Here is a 22,096-nt window from a genome sequence, read left to right as displayed (position 1 = left end):
AAATGAAACATTTATTTATCGCTGCCCTCATACTCATTGTACCATTTTTTGCTTCAGCTCAAAGACAAGGTGGAAGAGGTAAAGAAATTGAAGCTTACAAAATAACCTACCTTAAGGAAAAATTAGAGCTCAGCCCTGAAGAAGCAAAAATTTTCTGGCCTATCTATTCTGCATGGCAAGGTGAACAATCGGCTTTAAGAACTGAGCGTCGTGAGAAAATGATCAGCTTCAGAAAAATTGAGGAGATTGAGTCCCTGTCTGATACAGAAGTTCAAAATCTGATTACTAATGAGCTCAACTTTAAACAAAGGGATCTGAATATCGAAAAGAAATATTACCTGAAATTAAAGAGTAGTTTACCCATCAAGACAGTCGGTAAATATTACAGGGCACAGGAGAGTTTTAAAAGAGAATTATTAAGTCGCTACAGATCGGCAAACAAAGATTAACCCATCTTCTGTCTTTTAATCAGGTAAGCGGTTAGTATAGCGGAGAAATCTGAATTGATATCCGCATCTATTAAATCAATTTTATATTGCGCGCATTTTAATGCAATCATTTTTCGATAGGCATGAAATGCGTTGAGATAGACCTCACGCACGTTGGCGGCATTTGCTTTTAATACATCGCCGGTTTCCATATCTATAAATTGATAGGGTCTGTTGTCGAATTTAAAATCTACTTCTCTTTCCTTATCAGTCACATTGAAGATGATCACTTCATGTTTGTTAAATTTCAGGTGCTGTAAAGCAGAGAAAAATGAATTTACCTGTTCTTCATCGCTGATCGTATTGAGGAGATCACTAAAGATAATAACAAGTGTACGTTTATGGATCAACTCTGCAACCTGGTGTAAAACCTGCTCCAGATTGGTATGTACATTGAGCCGAGTTGTCGCAAGAACCTCCTCCAGCCTGGCAAATAAAAATTTCTGATGCGCAGTAGTAGACCGCGCCGGAGTGTTTAACACCAATTGGTCACTGAATAAAGTCAGACCAAAAGCATCTCTTTGTTTTTTGAGCAAATAAATGAGGGCTGCGACGGACTGAACGGAAAAATTAAGCTTATTGTAAGCTTTTAGTGGAAAATACATGGATGAGGAAATATCAATCACGAACTGACAACGAAGGTTTGTTTCTTCCTCATAACGTTTGGTATACAGCTTTTCCGTCCTCGCGAAAAGTTTCCAGTCTATATTCTTCACATTATCGCCATTATTATAAGCGCTATGCTCTGCAAACTCCACAGAGAAACCATGAAAAGGACTCTTATGCAAACCGGTAATAAAACCTTCTACCACTTGCCGGGCAAGTAATTCCAGATTACTGTTCAGTCTAAAATCCTGGTTATCGGTGAAAGAATGCATCTTGTAAATTTAATAAAAGAAATATAACTTGCCTCTTCTAAAAAAATGAATGAATAAGCTCACCCGCAGCAACAAGATTATACTCAGATCTATAATTGTGATCTACCTGTTATTATTTCTTAGCGCCTTTATAATTTCCGGGTATCTGCTGATAAAGGTGCTACAGGCTAAACCAATTCTATTGACTGGGCTGCTTAAATATACACTGTTATTTTTCCTTTTTATCATCCTGATGCTAAACAGCATAAAGGCGATCAGCCTGAAACAGTTCAGCTTCGAACGTTTCATCAGCAGCACAGAAAACTTTAAATGGCTGTTTACTATCGTATTGTTGATATGTCTTCTGGTGCGTCTGGGAGTGATAAAAGGGGCAGACCAAAAGATAATTGATATCAGTAACCTGCAAATCATAGCAGTGACGCTGGGAGCGGTATTTTGTTTCTGGAGCAGCTCCCAACTGCATAAAACAAAAAAGACCACCTTCACAGATAGTCTTTCTTAATGCGTATATGATTACTGGATTATAATTGCTTATCTAATTTCCCAGCTAATACTGATTTTGGAACCGCGCCAACTTGTTTATCAACAACCTCACCATTCTTGAAAAACAATAAAGCAGGAATATTGCGTATACCAAACTGAGTGGATATCTGAGGATTGTTATCAACGTTTACTTTACCTATGATTGCTTTTCCTTCGTATTCTTTTGATATTTCATCTACAACTGGACCTACCATGCGACATGGACCACACCATTCTGCCCAAAAGTCAACTAAAACGGGTTTATCTGATTTTAATACAACTTCCTCGAAGTTAGCATCTGTGATTTCTATAGCCATAATTCTATTTTTTATACAAAGATATAATCAATTGTAATGCCACCAACTGAACTCGTGCCAAAATGACATTAGTTCAACTTATAATTTACATTGTTCAGGGCTGTTAACTGATCTAAAAATTGATTACTTGGATTGATCTTCAGTGACTTAGAAGGCAAATCCAGTGATACATTCTGCTCACGATCGTAAACCACAAAATTTAACTGGCAATTCTGCTGCTCGGTATTTTGCTTGTTTTCTTCTACTAATTCATAGATTTTAGTAATAAAGTCGTCACTAATGCCCTGTATAGGAACCTGTATGGTAATACACTTGGCCAGTTTATCTCTCAGGTCAGACAGCAAAGCGATTGATGTGATCTTAAACTCCCAGTCCCCCTCTTTACGGAAACGTTCTCCAACCCTTCCCCTGATCTGTAAGAAATAACCGTCAGTCATAAACTGTTTGAACTTCACGAAGTCTTCACCAAATAATGCCAGCTCACAACTATCGTTGTAATCCTCAAAAACAATAGTACCAAAAGGTTTGCCGGTCTTAGTCATCCTTTGGGCAGAAATCACAACTAATCCCCCAACAACCAGTTCTCTGTTTTTCAGCGACTCGAATTCGAGCAATACTTCTTCATTGGTATCACCCATCCTTATTTTGTTGACAATAGAAAGGTGACGCACAGAATGCTGGCAAAAGTTCTTAAGTTCAAGTTTGTAATTGTCTAATGGATGCCCGCTTAGAAAGATACCAATTGCATCCTTTTCATATTTCAGCCGGTCAATCAAACTCCACTCAGCTGCAACAGGCAAGGTAGGTTCAGAGATCAGATCAGCAATAGTTCCTCCAAATAAAGAAGATTGTGAGGAAGATTCCTTATTCTGAAAATCATTGGAATATTTAATCAGTTTTTCAATTCCATTGAGCTTATCGTTAATACCAATAAAGAAGTATTGCGCTCTATGGTAACCAAATCCATCAAAAGCACCGCTATACACAAAACTTTCATAGGCCTTTTTGTTTACCGTTCTGGTATTGGAGCGCTTTGCGAAGTCGTATATACTGGAATATAACCCTGCCTTTCGTTCTTCTATAATACTTTCTACAGCCTTTTCTCCTACACCTTTAACACCTGATAAACCAAACCGGACCTGGCCTTTGTCATTCACCGAAAACTTCAGGTCAGATTCATTTACATCCGGCCCCAATACCGCAACGCCCATCTGCTTGCACTCTTCCATAAAGAAAGCAACCTGCTTGATATCGCTCATATTATTCGTCAGTACCGCGGCCATATACTCCGCAGGATAATGTGCTTTCAAATAAGCCGTCTGATATGCAATCCAGGCATAACAGGTAGAGTGCGACTTATTAAACGCGTATGACGCAAACGCTTCCCAGTCTTTCCATATTTTTTCTAAAATTGCCGGAGAGTGACCTTTTTCTGCGGCTTGTCCAACAAACTTAGGTTTCATTTTATCCAGCACATCTTTCTGCTTTTTACCCATCGCTTTACGTAAAACATCGGCTTCACCTTTAGTAAAGCCAGCCAGTTTCTGCGATAACAGCATCACCTGCTCCTGATATACGGTAATTCCGTAAGTCTCTTTCAGGTATTCTTCACAAGCGTCTAAATCATATTTTATTTCTTCTTCACCATTTTTCCTTTTAACAAAACTTGGAATATATTCCAAAGGACCCGGTCTGTATAATGCGTTCATGGCAATCAAATCTCCGAATACTGTAGGTTTTAACTCCTTCATGTATTTTTGCATTCCGGTCGACTCATACTGGAATATCCCGATGGTCTCTCCCCGCTGGAATAATTCATAGGTCTTTACGTCATCAATAGGAAATACATCAGGATCTAATTGTATCCCCGTCCGTAAACGGACCAGCTTAACTGTATCTTTGATCAGGGTAAGTGTCTTTAAACCCAGAAAGTCCATTTTCAGCAATCCGGCGCTTTCTACAACGGAGTTGTCAAACTGCGTCACATAAAGATCTGAATCCTTCGCCATAGCAACAGGTACGTAATTGGTAATGTCGTCTGGTGTAATAATTACCCCACAGGCATGAATACCGGTATTACGCAATGATCCTTCTAAAATCCTGGCCTGCTGTATCGTCTCCGAACTTAAGCTTTTAGAGTCAGCAATATCTTTTAATTCAACTACCCTTTCATATTCATCCGCACGCAAAACTCCTTTTAAGGCTTTTTCATCGAGCGTAAAGATTTTCGCCAGTTTTAGATTTGGAATCAGCTTGGCAATCTTATCTGCTTCAAATAATGGAAGATCTAGCACACGGGCAGTATCTTTAATGGACGACTTTGCAGCCATCGTTCCATAGGTAATAATCTGTGCCACCTGGTTGGAACCATATTTAGCAATTACATAATCCATTACCCTGCCACGTCCCTCATCGTCAAAATCGATATCGATATCGGGCATGGATACACGATCCGGATTCAGGAAACGCTCAAAAAGCAAATCGTATTTAATAGGGTCAATATTGGTAATCCATAAACAGTAGGCCACTACAGAGCCCGCAGCGGAACCACGGCCAGGACCTACTGCAACATCCAGTTTTCTGGCTTCGGCAATAAAATCCTGTACAATCAGAAAGTAACCGGGGTATCCTGTCTTCTCAATTGTTTTCAGTTCGAAGTCCAGACGTTCATCTATTTCCGGAGTAATGACGCCATATCGCTTCTTAGCGCCCTCATAGGTAAGGTAACGTAAGTACTTATTCTCTCCTCTTTTTCCACCATCTTCATCATCTTCTGCAACAATAAACTGTTCAGGAATGATAAATTTTGGTAGGAGTACTTCCCTTGCAAGTTTATAGATCTCAATTTTATCTACAACTTCCTCTGTATTCATTATGGCTTCAGGAAGATCGGCAAACAAGGCCTTCATTTCTTCCGAAGATTTGAAATAATACTCCTGATTTGGTAATCCATAACGATAGCCACGACCACGTCCTATAGGCGTAGCCTGCTTCTCTGCATCCTTTACACACAATAAAATATCATGTGCATTGGCATCCTTCTTATTGATATAATAGGTATTATTAGTAGCAATCAGCTTAACATTATGTTTTTTGGCTAATGGTATCAGTGTTTTATTAACAGCATTCTCATCATCCTGATTATGGCGCATTACTTCCACATAGAAGTCGGCCCCAAATTGTTCTTTCCAGTAAACAAGCGCCTCCTCAGCCTGCTTTTCACCCATATTCAGGATCTTACTTGAAATCTCTCCGTACAAGTTACCAGAAAGCATGATAATATCTTCTTTATACAGCGCTATCACATTTCTGTCGATCCTCGGAACATAATAAAATCCTTTGGTATAGGCAACGGAGGACATTTTTGCGAGATTATGGTAACCGCGTTTGTTCTTCGCTAAAAGTACAATCTGATATCCGTTGTCCTTTCTTGATTTATCAAGGTGATTTTCACAGACATAAAACTCACAGCCTACAATAGGTTTAAGCACAACTTCTGACGCAGTTTCTCCTTTTTCCAGGGCGGCCTGATTCCTGGCTTCAACCCCCTTATTGTGATTCAGTACCTGATTCACGAAATGAAATGCACCCATCATGTTTGCATGGTCTGTCATCGCCACTGCCGGCATTTTCTGAGCCGCAGCAGCGGCAATTAAGCCAGGAATATTGATGGTAGACTGCAGTACTGAAAACTGCGTATGGTTATGGAGATGCGTAAAAGAAGCATCTTTTAATTCCTGCTCATTATCCCTTAAAGTTTGTTTAGAGATGGTAACACCCTCTGCTTTTTCTTTTCTTTTTTTAATTTCATCCGATGCAGCCTTCAGGTTGATATGTTTAATACCAACGCCTTCCACCAGCTGTGGGTGATTTGCACCAAAATCATGAAAATAATTCTGATCTGTCAGCAGTTGTTCGGGTGTGAATACCTGCATCTTAACCAACTGCAGAAAACAACGGGTTGTTGCCTCCACATCGGCAGTGGCATTGTGAGCCTCAGAAAAAGGAATCCCAAAAAGATAACTATGTAACTCTGTTAATGTCGGTAACTTAAATCTGCCACCGCGACCACCGGGAATTTTTAGCAGATTAGCAGTCACTTCAGTACAGGTATCCAAAACTGGCAGCTGAGCTAAAGGGCTTTCTACTCCCATCCTGTATAACTCTGAACCCATAATATTTACATCGAAACCAACGTTCTGTCCGACTACAAATTTGGCCTTCGACAAAACAGTATTGAATTTCTCCAGTACTTCCTGCAGCTCAATTCCCTGCTCCAGTGCCAGATCGGTTGAAATACCGTGTATCCGCTCCGCATCGTAAGGGATATTGAAACCATCCGGTTTGACCAGGTAATCCTGATGCTCCACCAGATTACCCAGCTCATCATGCAACTGCCACGCAATTTGTATACACCGGGGCCAGTTATTTGTATCACTAACTGGTGCATTATAATTGGCAGGAAGACCTGTAGTTTCGGTATCAAAAATTAAATACATAGATGGGTAATTAAGAATCCTTGCGTGTCAGACAACGATGAACAAAATTACGATTTTTATGAAACAGTAGACCGAAAAAAATTAGAAATGATATCAGACCTTTTGGGCGGGTACGGGATGATCTTGTGAAACGAGCTTAGCTGTATCGTAGCCTTTTGACGCACAGCGTTCAATGATTTCTTCCAGCAGTTCCGCTGGTAAAAAAGGTTTACGCGACATGATAAAAAGATACTTGTGCTTGGGATGTCCCACAACTACATAGGAATAATCTTCAGCAAGTTCAATGACCCAGTAGTCAGCTTTAACCGGCCATACAAATTGTGCTTTCATCTCTGCATTATTAGATCCTTTAACCACAAAAAGTTTAGATCTCACGTATTTTTGCACATCATCCCCAGGTGTCTTATACGTGGTAAATACAGCATAATACCCGTCAGGATGTATTACATATGTCTCCGTCGTTTCGCGCCAGTGTTTATCCATGTACGTAGGAACTGAGTACAATGAATACCACTTTCCTGCGTACGACATGATATCAACTTTTTCTACAGGTGTATTATCCATCATTCCGCGTCTTTTCCTACTATAAAGCAGATGTAAATTCTCTATCATAAAACCAAAAACACCAGATAAAGTTTTAAAAAGCATTTTTTATAAAGCCTGAAATTTATAACTTGTACAATACGTACATTATCAGTTTTATTATTATTAATATTGATCACAGAATAAAGTTATGAAACATGCAGGAGCTCAAAGCTCATGAACATAGTCTCAGCAAGCTTCTTAAGCTTATAATTAAACAGGAAACCTATGAAACCTTCATCAGCTTACCGCTTAGAAAATTTGATGATCGCTTCATACCAATTAGACAAATATATATATGCTAATGAAACCTGCATAAGATTACATCTGTAAAATTCATGAAAATCTTATGCAAGCTTCATAACAGATAAAACTTAAATATTTAACGATGAAAATAACAGTTGTAGGTGCAGGAGCCGTTGGTGCTACCTGTGCGGATAATATTGCAAGAAAAGAATTAGCAGAAGAACTGGTTTTATTAGACATCAAAGAAGGTTTTGCTGAAGGCAAGGCAATTGATATGATGCAGACTACAGCCTTATTGGGTTTCAACACTAAAATTACGGGTGTGACCAACGACTATAGTAAAACAGCAAACTCTGCCGTAGCTGTAATCACTTCAGGTCTGCCGCGCAAACCGGGAATGACTCGTGAAGAATTGATTGGCATCAACGCCGGCATTGTAAAAGGTGTGGCAGAAAATATCTTAAAATTTTCTCCCGAAGCCATTATCATTGTGATCAGCAATCCAATGGATACGATGACTTATCTGGCACTCAAATCTCTGGGCCTTCCTAAAAACAGGATTATCGGCATGGGTGGAACGCTTGACAGTGCCCGCTTTAAATATTATCTGAGTCTGGCGCTGAACTGTAATCCGAATGACCTGCAGGGTTTTGTAATAGGCGGACACGGAGATACGACTATGATCCCGCTAACGCGTTACGCTACTTATCAGAGTCTTCCTGTGAGTGATTTATTGGATAAAGAGACGCTTGCAAAAGTTGCTGCAGATACAATGATAGGTGGAGCAACACTGACAGGTCTGATCGGTACTTCCGCTTGGTATGCTCCCGGTGCTGCAGGTGCCGCTTTGGTAGAATCAATCGTACGTGACGAGAAAAAATTATTTACCTGCTGCGTGGCCCTGGATGGTGAATATGGCCAGAACGACATCTGTCTGGGTGTGCCGGTTACCATTGGTAAAAATGGCTGGGAAAAAATTATTGATTACCAGTTGACTGAGGAAGAACAGTCTACCTTCAACAAAAGTGCAGATGCCGTGAGGTCAATGAATGCAGTGCTGAAAGAAATGAAATTAATCTGATGGGTACCATATCAGTTCCTGTTACCTTAATCAATTTAAATGATGACGGTTTTCACCTCCTGGTAGAAATCGTTGCTTTTGGTAAAAAAAACTGGGCCGTGGTCGATACCGGTGCTTCCAGATCAGTGTTTGATACCAACTTTATTACACAATATACGGAAGGTGTGGAAAATGAGGATGAATCCAGCGCCACTACTCTTTTTTCTACCGCGAATACCATCCAGGCGATAATTCCGGTAGTCAAAATAGGAAAGTTAAAACTGAAATCTTATCATTGCGTGGCCCTTGATCTGGAGACCGTAAATGAAACATATACGTTGTTAGGGCATCCCAGAATAATTGCGATCCTGGGCAGTGACATATTTTATAGCTATCAGGCAAAAATAAATTATAAAAAACTAAACATTTCCTTCGCTGACAAACCTAAATAAATCTGTATTCGCCCAAACTGCTTATAAAATCAATCGTTAATATGAATATCCTTATTGTTGAAGATGAAGCTAATGTTGTATCCATTTTAAAAAGGGGATTAATCAAAGATGGTTTTGAGCCCAGCGTAGCTCCGGAGGCATCGATTGCGCTGAAAATGTTAGCTACACACTCTTTTGCCCTGATCATATTAGACATTATGCTTCCGGGTATGAATGGGCTTGAATTGTGCAAACAGATCAAAAAGAACTACCCGAAAATTCCGGTCATCATGCTTACTGCCTTAGACAGTACCGAAAATATTGTGACAGGATTAGATAACGGTGCAGATGATTACATGGTTAAACCCTTTAAAGTCGCGGAACTCACTGCCAGGATCCGTATGCTGCTCAGACGGCACGACGCTTTCCAGTCAGCCGAAGAAATTATCGTCATCGGTGATCTGCAGATTAACCTTACAGCTAAGATAGTGAAAAGGGCACAGCAGGAAATCACACTAACAGCAACAGAGTACAGGCTTTTACAATTTCTGGCTAAGAACAAACAAAAAATCCTGTCCAGAATCGATATTCTTGAAAACGTATGGGATATTGATTTCAATATGGGGACAAATGTGGTAGACGTTTATGTCAATTACCTGAGGAAAAAAATTGACAAAGGATTCGACAATAACCTGATTCATACGGTTGTCGGCCTGGGTTATATCCTTAAAGAGAAATAATACCGATGAGCTTACATACGCGCATTACGTTTTTATTTGCAATTCTATCAGCTGTGATTATTTCACTGTTAAGTGGTTTTGTCTGGTACTTCGCCAATGAATTTGCTTTTGAAGATTTCTATAAAAGACTGGAAGCAAGGGTAAATATTACTGCACAGATTAAGGTTTATAAGAGTGCAAATACAAAAGAATATATAGAGTTAAGAACCAAATACCTGGAACAGCTCCCTTCAGAGCAGGAACATATCCTCACTGCAGATAAATCATCAAAGCTCAGTTTTGATAAAAAAATGCAGCTTCCTTTCGGATTTTATCAAATGATAGATCAGGGAAAAATGGCGAGGTACAGGAAAAAGAATGTATTCTACGCGGGAAAATATTTTAAAACTGGAAATAAAGGGTATATCGTCATCATATCAGGCAGAGACCCCTACGGATACCGTGAACTGGAATACCTGCAAAAAATATTAATTGCCGGCTTCTTTTTGTCGGTCGCCCTCTCCTATCTGGTCGGCAGAAAATTCTCGGAATTTACTTTTAAGCCCATCAGGGCATTGATAAAAAAGACGAAAGGAATAAATGCCGAAAATTTACACCAAAGGCTCGACCCGGTGCAGGGAACAGATGAAATTGCAGAGATTTCTCAAACTTTTAACGACATGCTCGACAGGCTGGAAACTGCTTTTGAAACACAAAACAATTTTATCAGCAACGCTTCACATGAATTAAGAACCCCATTAACAATTATTAGTGGCGAAGCAGAACTTGCCCTCTCCGGAACTACAGATAAGGAGTCTGAACTTTACAAATCCCTGCTTAAAATACAATCAGAGTCCGATCGACTTGAAAATATATTGACAAGTCTTCTCGGCTTAGCCCAGTCGGGCTTTGACGGAAAAAAACAACGCTGGGAAAATATTCGTCTTGATGAGTTGATCTGGGATGTTAAAAGTGCCATTGACCTTGTTAATCCTGATAATAACATCCAGGTAGACTTTTCCAACCTGCCGGCAGATTTTGAAAATATCAATCTCAAAGGGAATCTGAATTTATTAAAACTTGCCATCACAAATATCGTGAACAATGCCTGCAAATATTCAGATAACAGGATCGTTATACTGGGTTTATCAATATCAGCTGCCAATGTAGTGATATCGGTCAAAGACCAGGGCATCGGAATCCCTGAAAATGAGCTGCAGCATGTATTCGAACCATTTTTCAGAGCTTCGAATACAACTAATTATAGTGGTTATGGAGTTGGGCTCCCCTTATCCCTTAATATCATCAGGCTCCACAGAGGAAGCATTGCTATTAAAACAGTTCAGGAATCAGGAACTGAAATGAATATCTTGCTGCCTATCTAAACAATCGTCAATTCTAATCTCATTCTAATACCGTTCTTAATCCGCTGTAATCTCCCCGCTGTATTATTGTATTAATTCTCAACAGAAAATTATACATTATGAAAACGATTTTGATTCCAACTGATTTTAACGAAGCTTCAGTACACGCATCGCAGGGCATTTTCGGCAATTTCCCGGATGAGACTTTTAAACTGATATTCTTTCATGCCTACAAGCTCACCGATAGTATTTCAGATCTGCTGATGCTCAGCCGCAGAACTACTGAATACGGAACTATTCCGGAAGCCTTTCATAAGGCCTGTTATGAGCTCAAAGCGAAAAATGAGCCGGTAAAAATGCTGCAGATCGAATATTTCTATGGCAGTACCATGGCTGCATTCAGGAACTTCGCAGAAGCCAATGAAGTTGATGCGATTTTTTATCCTGGTCATTACAATTTCAACAAGATTTCCAAATACAGTATTGACCCTTCCAGTTTCCTTAATAAATCGGGAATCCCGGTAATAAAGGAAATGTACTTACCTGTGCCAATAGCTGAAGAAACAATTATTGAAAAAGCACAAAATTCTATGGCCGAAATGGCCTGATCTGTTCACCTTTAAATTTTTCTCATATGCTGCTGAAACATAATATTCCGCTTACCTACATTTTTGGGAAAATAACCAAAGAACTTATACTGGTCACAGTTTACGCTGTAGGTATAGTCGTTCTCTATGAAAATTTCCACTTTACAAGAATCTCTATTCCAATTGCAGTACCGGCTTTACTCGGCACCGTTATCTCATTATTGCTTGCATTCCGTTCTAATCAGGCATATGACAGGTGGTGGGAAGCCAGAATACTCTGGGGAGCAATAGTGAATGACTCCCGCACAATCGCGCGGCAGATATTGTATTTCATAGACGATCCATATTATTCCGCTGAAATACAATTGTTCAAAGAGCGGTTCATCAAAAGACAAATTGCCTGGGCTTATGGATTGAGTCAGTCGCTAAGAAAAACCAACCCTATTTCGGGGCTCGACAGATTAATGAAAGAAGAAGAACTGGAATTCGTAAAAGGTTATACAAACGTGCCCATGTCCATCCTGGAATTGCATGCGAGAGACATCAAACGCGCAATGAAAGAAGGGTGGATCAATCCTTATCAGCAAGTAGAGCTGGACAGGTCATTGAGCAATTTATGTGACCGCATGGGTGGTTCAGAAAGAATCAAGAACACGGTATTTCCTGTTACTTACAGCAGGTATATCAATATGACCATCAACCTATTCATTATGATGCTGCCATTTGGGCTGATTGAATTCTTTGGTTATTTTGAAGTACCCATCGTAATTGCAATTGCAGCTTCATTCCTGCTGATTGAAAAAATGGCTATTCATCTGCAGGATCCTTTCGAAAATAAACCTACAGATACACCAACAACAACGATATCAAGAACTATTGAACGTGATTTATGTCAGATGTTAAATGATGAAAACTTTGAGAAAAACAAAGAAGCATCAGAAGTAACTATGAAAGCCGGCACGTATTATATCCTGTAAAAAATAAGGGGCTGTCCTTTTGAGAAGCCCCTTATTTTTTATGATTAAGCGCAATGACTAAGCGTCAATTTTCGCGTATTTAGCATTTCTTTCAATGAATTCCCTTCTTGGTGCTACTTCATCTCCCATTAACATAGAGAAAGTATGGTCACACTCAGCAGCATTCTCGATAGTAGCCTGCATTAACGTACGGTTAGCCGGATTTAATGTGGTATCCCAAAGTTGTTCCGCGTTCATCTCTCCAAGACCTTTATAGCGTTGAATATGTACACTTTCCTCTTTACCTGCACCTTTTAAACGTTGCACGGCAGCATCACGCTGCTGGTCATTCCAGCAATATTCCTGCTCTTTACCTTTTTTAACAAGGTATAGTGGCGGAGCCGCAATGTACACATATCCTGCTTCGATCAACGCCTTCATATACCTGAAGAAGAAAGTCAGAATTAACGTAGTAATGTGAGATCCATCAATATCCGCATCCGTCATGATCACAATTTTATGATAACGGAGTTTGGTAATGTTCAATGCTTTATCATCTTCAGGAGTACCAATGCTCACACCCAGAGCTGTAAACATATTTTTGATCTCATCATTTTCATAGATCTTATGCTCCATCGCCTTTTCCACGTTAAGGATTTTTCCTTTCAATGGTAAAATAGCCTGGAAATTACGATCACGTCCCTGTTTAGCAGTTCCACCCGCCGAATCTCCCTCGACAAGGTATAACTCACATTTTACCGGATCACTGTCAGAGCAATCAGCAAGTTTACCTGGTAAACCAGAACCACCCATTACACTCTTACGTTGAACCATTTCTCGCGCCTTACGAGCAGCTGCACGTGCAGTTGCTGCCAGGATCACTTTGTTAACGATCATTTTGGCTTCTCTTGGATATTCTTCCAGATAAATACCCAATGCTTCACCAACAGCTACGTCCACGGCACCCATCACTTCAGAGTTACCTAATTTTGTTTTGGTCTGCCCTTCAAACTGAGGCTCCTGAACTTTTACTGAAATTACAGCTGTCAGTCCCTCACGGAAGTCATCACCTGTAATTTCAAACTTAACATTTTTCAGCAGTCCGGACTTGTCGGCATAAGCCTTTAACGTACGGGTTAAACCTCTTCTGAAACCGGCAATATGCGTACCACCTTCATGTGTGTTAATATTATTCACATAAGAATGTACATTTTCAGCATAGCTATCATTATACTGTAATGCGAGTTCTACCGGGATACCATTTTTTATACCCTCAACATAGATCGGCTCAGAAATAAGTGACGGGCGGCCTCCGTCTAAAAACTGAACAAATTCTTTTAATCCACCTTCAGAAAGGAAAAGCTCAGACAGGAAGTTACCATCCTCATCAAGCTCACGCTCGTCAGTCAGCGTTAAACTGATACCTTTATTTAAGAAAGATAACTCTCTTAACCTCGAAGCCAGAGTATCATAACGGTACTCGGTAGTTTGGGTAAAAATGGTAGGATCCGGCGTAAAAGTAATTACCGTACCTCTTTTGTCAGTTTCCCCAACAACTTTTACATCATACTGAGGTTTACCCATCTCATATTCCTGCTCCCAGATTTTTCCTTCACGGTGAACCTCAGCTTTCAGGTGTGTAGAAAGTGCATTCACACAACTTACCCCAACACCGTGCAAACCACCGGAAACCTTGTATGTATCCTTGTCAAATTTTCCACCTGCGTGTAAAACCGTCATTACAATTTCCAGGGCAGATTTTTTTTCCTTCTGCATAATACCCGTTGGAATACCACGGCCATTATCTTCCACACGTATAGAATTGTCTTTAAGAATATTTACAGTAATTGTATTTGCATGACCAGCTAAAGCCTCATCAATAGAGTTATCTACTACTTCATAAACCAAATGGTGCAATCCTTTAACACCCGTATCTCCTATATACATTGAAGGGCGCTTACGCACCGCTTCCAAACCTTCTAATACCTGTATATTATCTGCCGAATAATTTGACTTTGAATCTTGTTCTTCGCTCATATATGTTAATAAAAAATAAAACTCAAAAATAACCATTTATGGCCAATTAACCGCAAATGTGGATAACTATTTGAGTAGAATCCCGCTGAAACTGCTCAAAAAAAAGGAGTTATTTAGGATACTAAATTTGAAATTTTATATTTGCTAAAATTTATAAGTCAAAATCAGACCTGATCAATCAGCTTCAGCCTGAATTGCTGTAAAAATTCCTTTATAAGAACAGAAAATAACAAACAGATAAATGAACAGAACAAACTTAAAACTAAGCACACTAGCTACCGCAGTAGCATTAGTTTCCGTTATGGCTTCCTGCCAGAATAAAGAAAATACACCTGCTGCAGGTACTACTACTAAGCCTGAAGCAGGATCAGTTAAAAACAATGAGCCTATAGTCTATGTGAACTCTGACTCATTACTGACTAAATATGAGTATTTCAAAGACCTGAAAGTTAAATTAGATACAAAATCTAAAGCTGCTCAGACAGATTTAGGATCTAAACAACAAGCTTTTCAGCGTGAAGTAGCTGAATATCAGCAGCAACAAAACACGCTTCCTGCTGATCAGAGAGCTGCTACAGAACAGAGACTGGCGCGTAAGCAACAGGAATTACAGTCTTATCAGCAAAATGCCGGTGCAGCTTTGCAGGATGAGCAAGCTAAAGAGCAGGAAAAATTATACAATAAAATTGCTGACTACCTGAAAATATACGCAAAAGATAAAGGCTTTAAAATGGTGCTCACTTATCAAAAAGGTAACAGTGCTATCTTATATGCTGATCCGGCACTTGATGTAACAAGTGAAGTTATCGTAGGCTTAAATGAAGGTTATAAAGCAGACAAAAAATAAGCATTTAACAGATGTTAAAAAATGCTCCGGAATTCCGGGGCATTTTTTTTAAACATATTTTCTGAAATGGGATGGAAAACTGCTGCATAAATCAGGTTATTCATCCTTCTTTTCTTCATCAAACAAGTTACCCGTCAGGTCATCAATCTCCCGGCGGTCTCTCTTGGTTGGCCTGCCCGCTCCCCTGTCCCTGGTCAAAACAGGGGCATGAAACATGGATTTATAGGCATGTGTTTCTTCCAGGGGTGTAATATCCTTGTATTTGGTCACTGCAATCTTGGATTCAACGCGGGTGTATAAAAGTTCTACCACCTCTATCACTTTTTTTTCTATTCCTTTAGATACCTGATAAACATCTCCCGGTTTCACAATGACGGAAGCTTTAATATTTTGTCCGTTAAATTTAACACGACCGGCTTTACATGCTTCTGTCGCCAGAGTCCTTGTCTTGAACAATCTGATTGCCCACAAGTACTTATCTATCCTTAGTTTTTCCTGCTCTGCCATAAAAAATCAAAAATACACAAGTAAAAGATCGCTCAATACATAAAATTGATTTATTTTGTGAAAAATTTAAATTGACAATGATCAAAGAACTTAAAAAGTTAATTGAGGCCGCATGGGAAGACAGGTCTTTATTGGAATATACCGAATATTGCGAAGCAATCGAAACTGTAATTATCCAGTTGGAACAAGGAGAGCTTCGTGTTGCTGAACCTATTTTGAATTCTTGGGGAATCAATGAATGGATTAAAAAAGCAGTAATCCTTTATTTCCCTATCAGAGAAATGAAAGAATCTACAGTTGGTCCTTTTGTATTTCATGATAAAATGAAATTAAAAAACAACTATAAAGAATTAGGTGTGAGGGTTGTTCCTGGTGGTATCGCACGTTATGGTGCTTTCATCGCCAAAGGCGTAATCATGATGCCTTCATTTGTTAATATCGGTGCTTATATAGACGAAGGTACAATGGTGGATACCTGGGCTACTGTAGGATCATGTGCGCAAATAGGCAAACATGTTCACTTAAGCGGCGGTGTTGGTATCGGTGGCGTATTGGAACCTATCCAGGCTGCTCCGGTAATTATCGAAGACGGCTGTTTCCTTGGATCAAGAGCAATTGTAGTAGAAGGTGTACGCGTTGAACGTGAAGCAGTATTAGGTGCTAACGTAGTATTAACTGCCTCTACAAAAATCATTGACGTAACAGGCCCTACACCAGTAGAATATAAAGGTATTGTTCCGGCAAGATCTGTTGTGATCCCGGGAAGTTATACTAAAAAATTCCCTGCAGGTGATTACCAGGTTCCTTGTGCTTTAATCATTGGAAAACGTAAAGAATCAACTGATAAAAAAACTTCGCTTAATGATGCATTAAGAGAACATAATGTAGCAGTTTAATGAAGTTTGGTTTTGATGGAAAAAGAGCAGCAAATAATGAAACAGGCCTCGGGAATTACAGCCGGGCTTTGATTTCACAACTGTCGGATTTTTTTCATCAAAACCAATATCTTGTTTATACCTCAAAGGTTAAACAATCCAGACAAATCACTTCTTTTTTTAGTGATAAACGTATTCAGCTCAAATTCCCGAATAAAAGCAGCACTTCAATTCTCTGGAGAAGTTTTGGCATTAAAAGACAGCTGCAGAAGGATAAGATTGATATTTTTCACGGGTTAAGTAATGAAATTCCTTTCGGAATGAAAACCGGAAAAATCAAAACGGTAGTCACGATCCATGACCTTATCTTTTTCCGTTTTCCCAAAAACTACAAATTCATAGACAGACAAATCTATAACTTCAAGAGCAGATATGCCTGTGAAAACGCGGATCTGATTATTGCCATCAGTGAAAAAACCAAACAGGATATTATCGAGTTCTACCAGATCGCACCAGAAAAGATAAAAGTCGTTTATCAAACCTGTGACGATTCTTTTAAACGACAGGCAAGAGAAGAATTTAAGTCATCAGTCAGACAAAAATATAGACTGCCGCAGAAATATATCCTGAACGTAGGCACCATAGAGCCGAGGAAAAATTTGCTGCTGCTTGTCCAGGCAATGAAAAACGTGCAGGCTGATCATCAACTTGTGGTGGTAGGAAAAAGTAAAGCCTATGCCCAGCTGGTTCGGAGTGAAATTAAAAAACTGGGGCTGGAAGACAGGGTAATTTTCCTTAAAGATATTCCCTTCACAGATTTACCTGCAATATATCAAATGGCAGCAGTATTCGTCTACCCCTCTTTTTACGAAGGCTTCGGCATACCCATCATCGAAGCACTATACGGGAGCATACCCGTAGTAGCAGCTACCGGATCCTGCCTGGAAGAAGCAGGCGGACCAGCGAGTATCTATATTGACCCTAATGACCCGGTTACCTTGGCGAATGCGATAAATTCTATTCTTAGTCGCCCGGACCTGGCTAAAGAGATGATAGAAAAAGGATTAGCACACGTACAACAATTCAACACAGCACAGGTTGCTGCAGAATTAATGGATTGTTACCTCAACATTCCGCCAAAAATGTGAATACCGCAGATTATTTAATAAATTTACAGCATGCTAAAAACAGAAATTGAAAAGGCATTGACTGTACTTAAAAATGGAGGAGTGATCCTGTACCCTACTGATACCGTCTGGGGCCTCGGCTGCGATGCAACCAATGAGGAGGCGGTTGAAAAAATAAATACAATTAAAGGGCGTTCTTCGGACAAAAGCTTTATTATCCTGGTAGACAATGATTCCAAACTGCAGAGTTATGCGGAAGACATCCCGGAGGTAGCATATGATTTGATTGAATATGCTAAAAATCCGCTTACTATCATCCTTTCAGGCGCAAAGAATTTAGCTAAAAATGTCATCAGTGCAGACGGTAGCATTGGTGTCAGGGTGGTTAAACATGAATTCGTACATCCGCTCCTGCAGCGCTTCAGAAAACCAATTACCTCAACATCGGCAAATATTTCCGGTCAGCCCTCACCACGTTTTTTTGACGAAATTGACGAAAGTATTAAAGATGCTGTGGATTACGTTGTGGATTGGCAACAGGATGACAAAGAGCCGAAAAAAGCTTCTACTATAATGAAATTGAGCCCATCCGGCCAATTTTCCTTTATAAGAAAGTAAGTTTTATTACTTTTGCAAATTCCATAGCATACCACCACAAACAAATAATACCCATTTTGAAAAAAAACTTAGGACATCCTGTTTTTAAAATTCTTGCAAATATTGCCGCTGAAACTCAAACTGAAGCTTATGTAATTGGAGGATATGTGCGCGATATATTCCTAAGCAGACCCTCGAAAGATATCGACGTTGTGATTTTAGGGAACGGGATAGAATTTGCTGAATTGGCTGGTAAACAATTAAAAAGCAAGGTTGCAGTATTTAAGAATTTTGGAACTGCCATGTTAAGGTTTCAGGATCTTGAAATAGAATTTGTGGGGGCAAGAAAAGAATCTTACCGCGCAGATTCACGCAAGCCTATAGTTGAAAATGGTACCATTGAAGACGATCAGCTAAGAAGGGACTTTACAATCAATGCATTGGCAATCTCGCTGAATAAAGATACTTATGGTGATCTTGTTAATCCTTTTAATGGTGTGGAGGATCTTAATAACAGGCTGATCCGCACTCCTCTGGATCCCGAGGTTACATTTTCAGATGATCCTTTGCGGATGATGCGTGCCATACGTTTTGCCACTCAGCTAAATTTTAATATTGATAAAGCCGCATTAGCAGCCATTTCAAAACAAAAGGACAGAATTAAAATAGTTTCAAAAGAGCGTATCACGGATGAACTAAATAAGATTATCCTGTCTCCTGTTCCCTCTATAGGATTCAAGCATCTTTTTGATACCGGACTTTTACACCTCATATTCCCTCAAATGGCAAACCTGTATGGTGTGGAAATCATCAATGGAAAAGGTCATAAAGACAATTTCTATCACACACTTCAGGTGCTGGATAATATTTGTGAGGTAACGGGCGACCTCTGGCTGCGCTGGGCAGCAATTTTGCATGACATTGCCAAACCTCCTACCAAACGTTTTGAAGAAAATCATGGCTGGACGTTCCATGGGCATGAAGATAAAGGTGCCAGAATGGTGCCGCAAATCTTTACACAATTAAAATTACCGCTGAACGAGAAAATGAAATTCGTTCAGAAGCTGGTTCAGCTGCATCTCAGGCCTATTGTACTAGCTCAGGAGATTGTCACCGATTCTGCGGTAAGAAGATTACTGTTCGATGCCGGTGAAGATATAGAAAGCCTCATGCTGCTCTGCAATGCAGACGTGACCACAAAAAATGAGTACAAAGTAAAAAAATACCGGAACAACTTTGAGCTGGTCAAACAGAAACTTAAGGATGTAGAAGAACGCGACAAAATCAGGAACTGGCAGCCTCCTGTATCTGGAAATGATATTATGGAAGTATTCGGAATTTCAGCAGGTAAGGAAGTAGGCATGATTAAAAATGCCATCCGTGAAGCTATTCTGGAAGGAGAAATAACAAATGATCACGATCAGGCGTTAGCATTTATGCTGATGAAAGGAAAAGAATTTGGATTGATTCCGGTGGCAGAACAATCCCGATAACATTAAATATATTTTATTTTTATAATTTTATAGATAGAAATACAGCTCAAATGGCAATTTATAGATTTAGACTTAGTTTTGAAGACTACGATGAGGTGGTGAGAGAGATCGATATCAAGTCCACTCAAACTTTCGAAGATTTACACAAAGCATTACACCGTTCAACCGGTTACAATGCTGAGAAAGCTTCATCTTTTTATGTGAGCTCCGATCATTGGATCAAAGGAGATGAAATTGCTTACCTTCCAATCCAGAGGAAGATAGACAATGGTGTAACTTTGATGGAAAAAGCAAAACTCAGCAGCTTTATTGAAGATCCACACCAGAAATTCTATTATATATATAATTTTGAAAGGCCATATGACTTCCATGTAGAACTGATTAAAATCATTTTACAGGATGATCCAAAAGTCGAATATCCCTTCCTGTTTAAAACGATAGGTGAGGCACCAAAAATCTTTGACTCCAGTAATATGGCGGCAGCGGCAACCGCTACAGCGGCAGTGGCTTCGTCTGATTTTGATTTTCTTAATGAAATGGATTTCGTACCTGAAGACAGTGAGGAACTGGAAGCAATGGACGGCAGAGGCATCAATACCACCGAAAAAAATGAAGATGCAGATGAAGAGGATGATTCAGCTGACGAATTTGGCGATGGTGGTGATTTCGAAGATGAAGAATTTGACAGCAAAGAGGATTATTAATGCCTGAACACGGCAATAATAAAACTTTAATTGTAGTTGTGGGACCCACCGCGATAGGTAAAACAGCTTTGTCTATCGTGCTGGCACAACATTTTGCTACAGAAATCATTTCTGCCGATTCCAGGCAATTCTTCAAAGAAATGGAAATTGGTACCGCTAAACCTTCTGCCGAAGAGCTGTCTGCTGCAACTCATCATTTCATAAATTCACATCACATAGATACACTTTTTAGTATCGGTGACTTCGAGTCCGAAGTCCTTCAGTTAGCCGAAAAGTTATTTGAAAATCACCAAACGCTGGTCATGGTCGGGGGCTCAGGTTTATATGTCGATGCGGTATGTAATGGATTAGATCAGCTGCCAGACACAGATTTAAGCGTGCGTGAGGAACTTAATACTTTACTTACAACTCATGGTATAGCAGAAATACGCAGGCAGCTGGAGCAGGCCGATCCCGGGTATTATGCCAAAGTAGATCAGTTCAATCCTCAGCGTATGATCCGCGGCCTTGAATTCTTCCTTTCTACCGGTGAAAAATTCTCCGCTTATATGACGAATAACCGAAAATCCCGTCCGTTTAAAATAGTCAAAATTGGATTAAACACCGATCGGGCTATACTTTATGAAAGAATAAATAATCGGGTGGATTTAATGATGAATAACGGCCTTCTGGAGGAAGTTAAGCAGTTGACTCCATACCGTGATTTGAATGCGTTAAAAACGGTCGGTTACACAGAATTATTTAATTACCTGGAGGGAATCATTACGCTGGATGAAGCTGTAGATAAGATCAAACAAAATACCCGCCGTTTTGCAAAGCGCCAGTTAACCTGGTTTCGCAAAGACGACCAGATCCATTGGTTCGAACCAAATGAGGATCTGGCAGTCATTAATTATCTTGAAAGCGCATTGGGACAAGCCTAAGCCTGGGCAGTCGGACCACCAAAATTCAGCGGAAATCCGCCACCCTCTTCAGGAGTTTTGATCCTTCCGTTAATCGCTTCGAATTTGTCAATATTATCCTGCATGGCACCCATTAATCTTTTTGCGTGTTCAGGTGTAAGAATGATTCTTGATTTTACTTTTGCCTTTGGCACTCCCGGCATCACCCTGATAAAGTCTAAAACGAATTCCGTATTAGAATGTGTGATAATGGCCAGATTAGAAAAAATACCTTCTGCAATTTCTTCAGAAAGTTCAATATTCAGTTGATTCTCGTTGTTTTGTTCTTCCATATTACAAAACTACTTTTTTAAATCAT

At 39.7% G+C, this 22,096-nt stretch carries 22 protein-coding genes; 15 read left to right on the top strand and 7 right to left on the bottom strand.

All coding sequences use genetic code 11. The annotated features are described in order from the left end of the window. The first annotated feature begins 2 nt into the window (after window positions 1–2). Window positions 3–449, top strand: a complete 447-nt coding sequence (locus OQX62_RS03895) for a hypothetical protein (RefSeq protein WP_265830081.1) — start codon at window positions 3–5, stop codon at window positions 447–449. On the opposite strand, the gene OQX62_RS03890 is transcribed toward OQX62_RS03895, so the two are convergent. Continuing rightward, on the bottom strand, window positions 446–1,366 hold the full coding sequence (locus OQX62_RS03890) for a DUF58 domain-containing protein (protein WP_265830080.1): 921 nt from the start codon (window positions 1,364–1,366) through the stop codon (window positions 446–448). The two genes, OQX62_RS03895 and OQX62_RS03890, sit on opposite strands and share 4 nt — an antisense overlap. 232 nt (window positions 1,367–1,598) lie before the next feature. On the opposite strand from OQX62_RS03890, the gene OQX62_RS03885 reads away from it, so the two are divergent. Beyond that, entirely contained in the window at window positions 1,599–1,868 is a 270-nt protein-coding gene (locus OQX62_RS03885; RefSeq protein WP_265830079.1) for a hypothetical protein, read from the top strand. Between the two features lie 19 nt (window positions 1,869–1,887). Here OQX62_RS03885 and trxA read toward each other — a convergent pair whose 3' ends face one another. The 3 genes from trxA to OQX62_RS03870 all read right to left on the bottom strand — a co-directional run bounded on the left by trxA (window position 1,888) and on the right by OQX62_RS03870 (window position 7,352). Then, window positions 1,888–2,205, bottom strand: a complete 318-nt coding sequence (trxA, locus tag OQX62_RS03880) for a thioredoxin (protein WP_265830078.1) — start codon at window positions 2,203–2,205, stop codon at window positions 1,888–1,890. A 68-nt stretch (window positions 2,206–2,273) separates the two neighbouring features. Then, complete coding sequence (gene dnaE / locus OQX62_RS03875) at window positions 2,274–6,704, bottom strand: DNA polymerase III subunit alpha (RefSeq protein ID WP_265830077.1); 4,431 nt, start codon at window positions 6,702–6,704, stop codon at window positions 2,274–2,276. Between the two features lie 93 nt (window positions 6,705–6,797). After that, window positions 6,798–7,352 (bottom strand): lipocalin family protein, encoded by a 555-nt coding sequence (locus OQX62_RS03870; protein ID WP_265830076.1) that lies wholly within the window; start codon window positions 7,350–7,352, stop codon window positions 6,798–6,800. 322 nt (window positions 7,353–7,674) lie between these two features. Here OQX62_RS03870 and mdh point away from each other — a divergent pair, with 322 nt between their 5' ends. The 6 genes from mdh to OQX62_RS03840 all read left to right on the top strand — a co-directional run bounded on the left by mdh (window position 7,675) and on the right by OQX62_RS03840 (window position 12,670). Next, entirely contained in the window at window positions 7,675–8,613 is a 939-nt protein-coding gene (gene mdh / locus OQX62_RS03865) for a malate dehydrogenase (protein WP_265830075.1), read from the top strand. Continuing rightward, window positions 8,613–9,044: an aspartyl protease family protein gene (locus tag OQX62_RS03860; protein ID WP_265830074.1), complete on the top strand. Its 432-nt coding sequence runs from the start codon at window positions 8,613–8,615 to the stop codon at window positions 9,042–9,044. The genes mdh and OQX62_RS03860 overlap by 1 nt, the downstream gene beginning before the upstream one ends. A gap of 41 nt (window positions 9,045–9,085) precedes the next feature. Then, on the top strand, window positions 9,086–9,763 hold the full coding sequence (locus OQX62_RS03855) for a response regulator transcription factor (RefSeq protein ID WP_265830073.1): 678 nt from the start codon (window positions 9,086–9,088) through the stop codon (window positions 9,761–9,763). Window positions 9,764–9,768: 5 nt separating this feature from the next. Next, the gene (locus OQX62_RS03850) at window positions 9,769–11,127 is read left to right on the top strand and encodes a sensor histidine kinase (RefSeq protein WP_265830072.1); all 1,359 of its coding nucleotides are present in this window, start codon (window positions 9,769–9,771) and stop codon (window positions 11,125–11,127) included. A 98-nt stretch (window positions 11,128–11,225) separates the two neighbouring features. Beyond that, the gene (locus OQX62_RS03845; RefSeq protein ID WP_265830071.1) at window positions 11,226–11,714 is read left to right on the top strand and encodes a hypothetical protein; all 489 of its coding nucleotides are present in this window, start codon (window positions 11,226–11,228) and stop codon (window positions 11,712–11,714) included. Between the two features lie 26 nt (window positions 11,715–11,740). Next, window positions 11,741–12,670, top strand: coding sequence for a bestrophin family protein (locus OQX62_RS03840; protein WP_265830070.1), 930 nt, complete (start codon window positions 11,741–11,743; stop codon window positions 12,668–12,670). Between the two features lie 57 nt (window positions 12,671–12,727). On the opposite strand, the gene gyrB is transcribed toward OQX62_RS03840, so the two are convergent. After that, the gene (gene gyrB / locus OQX62_RS03835) at window positions 12,728–14,686 is read right to left on the bottom strand and encodes a DNA topoisomerase (ATP-hydrolyzing) subunit B (protein ID WP_265830069.1); all 1,959 of its coding nucleotides are present in this window, start codon (window positions 14,684–14,686) and stop codon (window positions 12,728–12,730) included. Window positions 14,687–14,927: 241 nt separating this feature from the next. On the opposite strand from gyrB, the gene OQX62_RS03830 reads away from it, so the two are divergent. Beyond that, entirely contained in the window at window positions 14,928–15,533 is a 606-nt protein-coding gene (locus OQX62_RS03830) for an OmpH family outer membrane protein (RefSeq protein ID WP_265830068.1), read from the top strand. 96 nt (window positions 15,534–15,629) lie between these two features. Here OQX62_RS03830 and OQX62_RS03825 read toward each other — a convergent pair whose 3' ends face one another. Continuing rightward, window positions 15,630–16,040 (bottom strand): RNA-binding S4 domain-containing protein, encoded by a 411-nt coding sequence (locus tag OQX62_RS03825; RefSeq protein WP_265830067.1) that lies wholly within the window; start codon window positions 16,038–16,040, stop codon window positions 15,630–15,632. A 77-nt stretch (window positions 16,041–16,117) separates the two neighbouring features. Between OQX62_RS03825 and OQX62_RS03820 the strand changes: the two genes are divergently transcribed. From OQX62_RS03820 to miaA, 6 genes are read left to right on the top strand one after another with little or no spacing between them, the layout of a single operon-like run. Then, the gene (locus OQX62_RS03820) at window positions 16,118–16,936 is read left to right on the top strand and encodes a 2,3,4,5-tetrahydropyridine-2,6-dicarboxylate N-succinyltransferase (RefSeq protein ID WP_265830066.1); all 819 of its coding nucleotides are present in this window, start codon (window positions 16,118–16,120) and stop codon (window positions 16,934–16,936) included. Next, window positions 16,936–18,063, top strand: a complete 1,128-nt coding sequence (locus OQX62_RS03815) for a glycosyltransferase family 4 protein (protein WP_265830065.1) — start codon at window positions 16,936–16,938, stop codon at window positions 18,061–18,063. Before OQX62_RS03820 ends, OQX62_RS03815 begins: the two co-directional genes overlap by 1 nt. A 30-nt stretch (window positions 18,064–18,093) precedes the next feature. After that, on the top strand, window positions 18,094–18,660 hold the full coding sequence (locus tag OQX62_RS03810; RefSeq protein WP_265830064.1) for an L-threonylcarbamoyladenylate synthase: 567 nt from the start codon (window positions 18,094–18,096) through the stop codon (window positions 18,658–18,660). A 56-nt stretch (window positions 18,661–18,716) separates the two neighbouring features. After that, the gene (locus OQX62_RS03805) at window positions 18,717–20,132 is read left to right on the top strand and encodes a CCA tRNA nucleotidyltransferase (RefSeq protein ID WP_265830063.1); all 1,416 of its coding nucleotides are present in this window, start codon (window positions 18,717–18,719) and stop codon (window positions 20,130–20,132) included. A gap of 50 nt (window positions 20,133–20,182) precedes the next feature. Next, window positions 20,183–20,836 (top strand): IS1096 element passenger TnpR family protein, encoded by a 654-nt coding sequence (locus OQX62_RS03800; protein ID WP_265830062.1) that lies wholly within the window; start codon window positions 20,183–20,185, stop codon window positions 20,834–20,836. Beyond that, the gene (miaA, locus tag OQX62_RS03795) at window positions 20,836–21,759 is read left to right on the top strand and encodes a tRNA (adenosine(37)-N6)-dimethylallyltransferase MiaA (protein ID WP_265830061.1); all 924 of its coding nucleotides are present in this window, start codon (window positions 20,836–20,838) and stop codon (window positions 21,757–21,759) included. The genes OQX62_RS03800 and miaA overlap by 1 nt, the downstream gene beginning before the upstream one ends. Here miaA and OQX62_RS03790 read toward each other — a convergent pair. Beyond that, window positions 21,756–22,070, bottom strand: coding sequence for a DUF3467 domain-containing protein (locus OQX62_RS03790; RefSeq protein ID WP_265830060.1), 315 nt, complete (start codon window positions 22,068–22,070; stop codon window positions 21,756–21,758). The two genes, miaA and OQX62_RS03790, sit on opposite strands and share 4 nt — an antisense overlap. Between the last annotated feature and the right edge of the window lie 26 nt (window positions 22,071–22,096).

The organism is Pedobacter sp. MR2016-24, from assembly GCF_026239655.1.
Lineage (GTDB): Bacteria > Bacteroidota > Bacteroidia > Sphingobacteriales > Sphingobacteriaceae > Pedobacter.
This window is presented reverse-complemented; position numbering and strand designations above follow the sequence as displayed.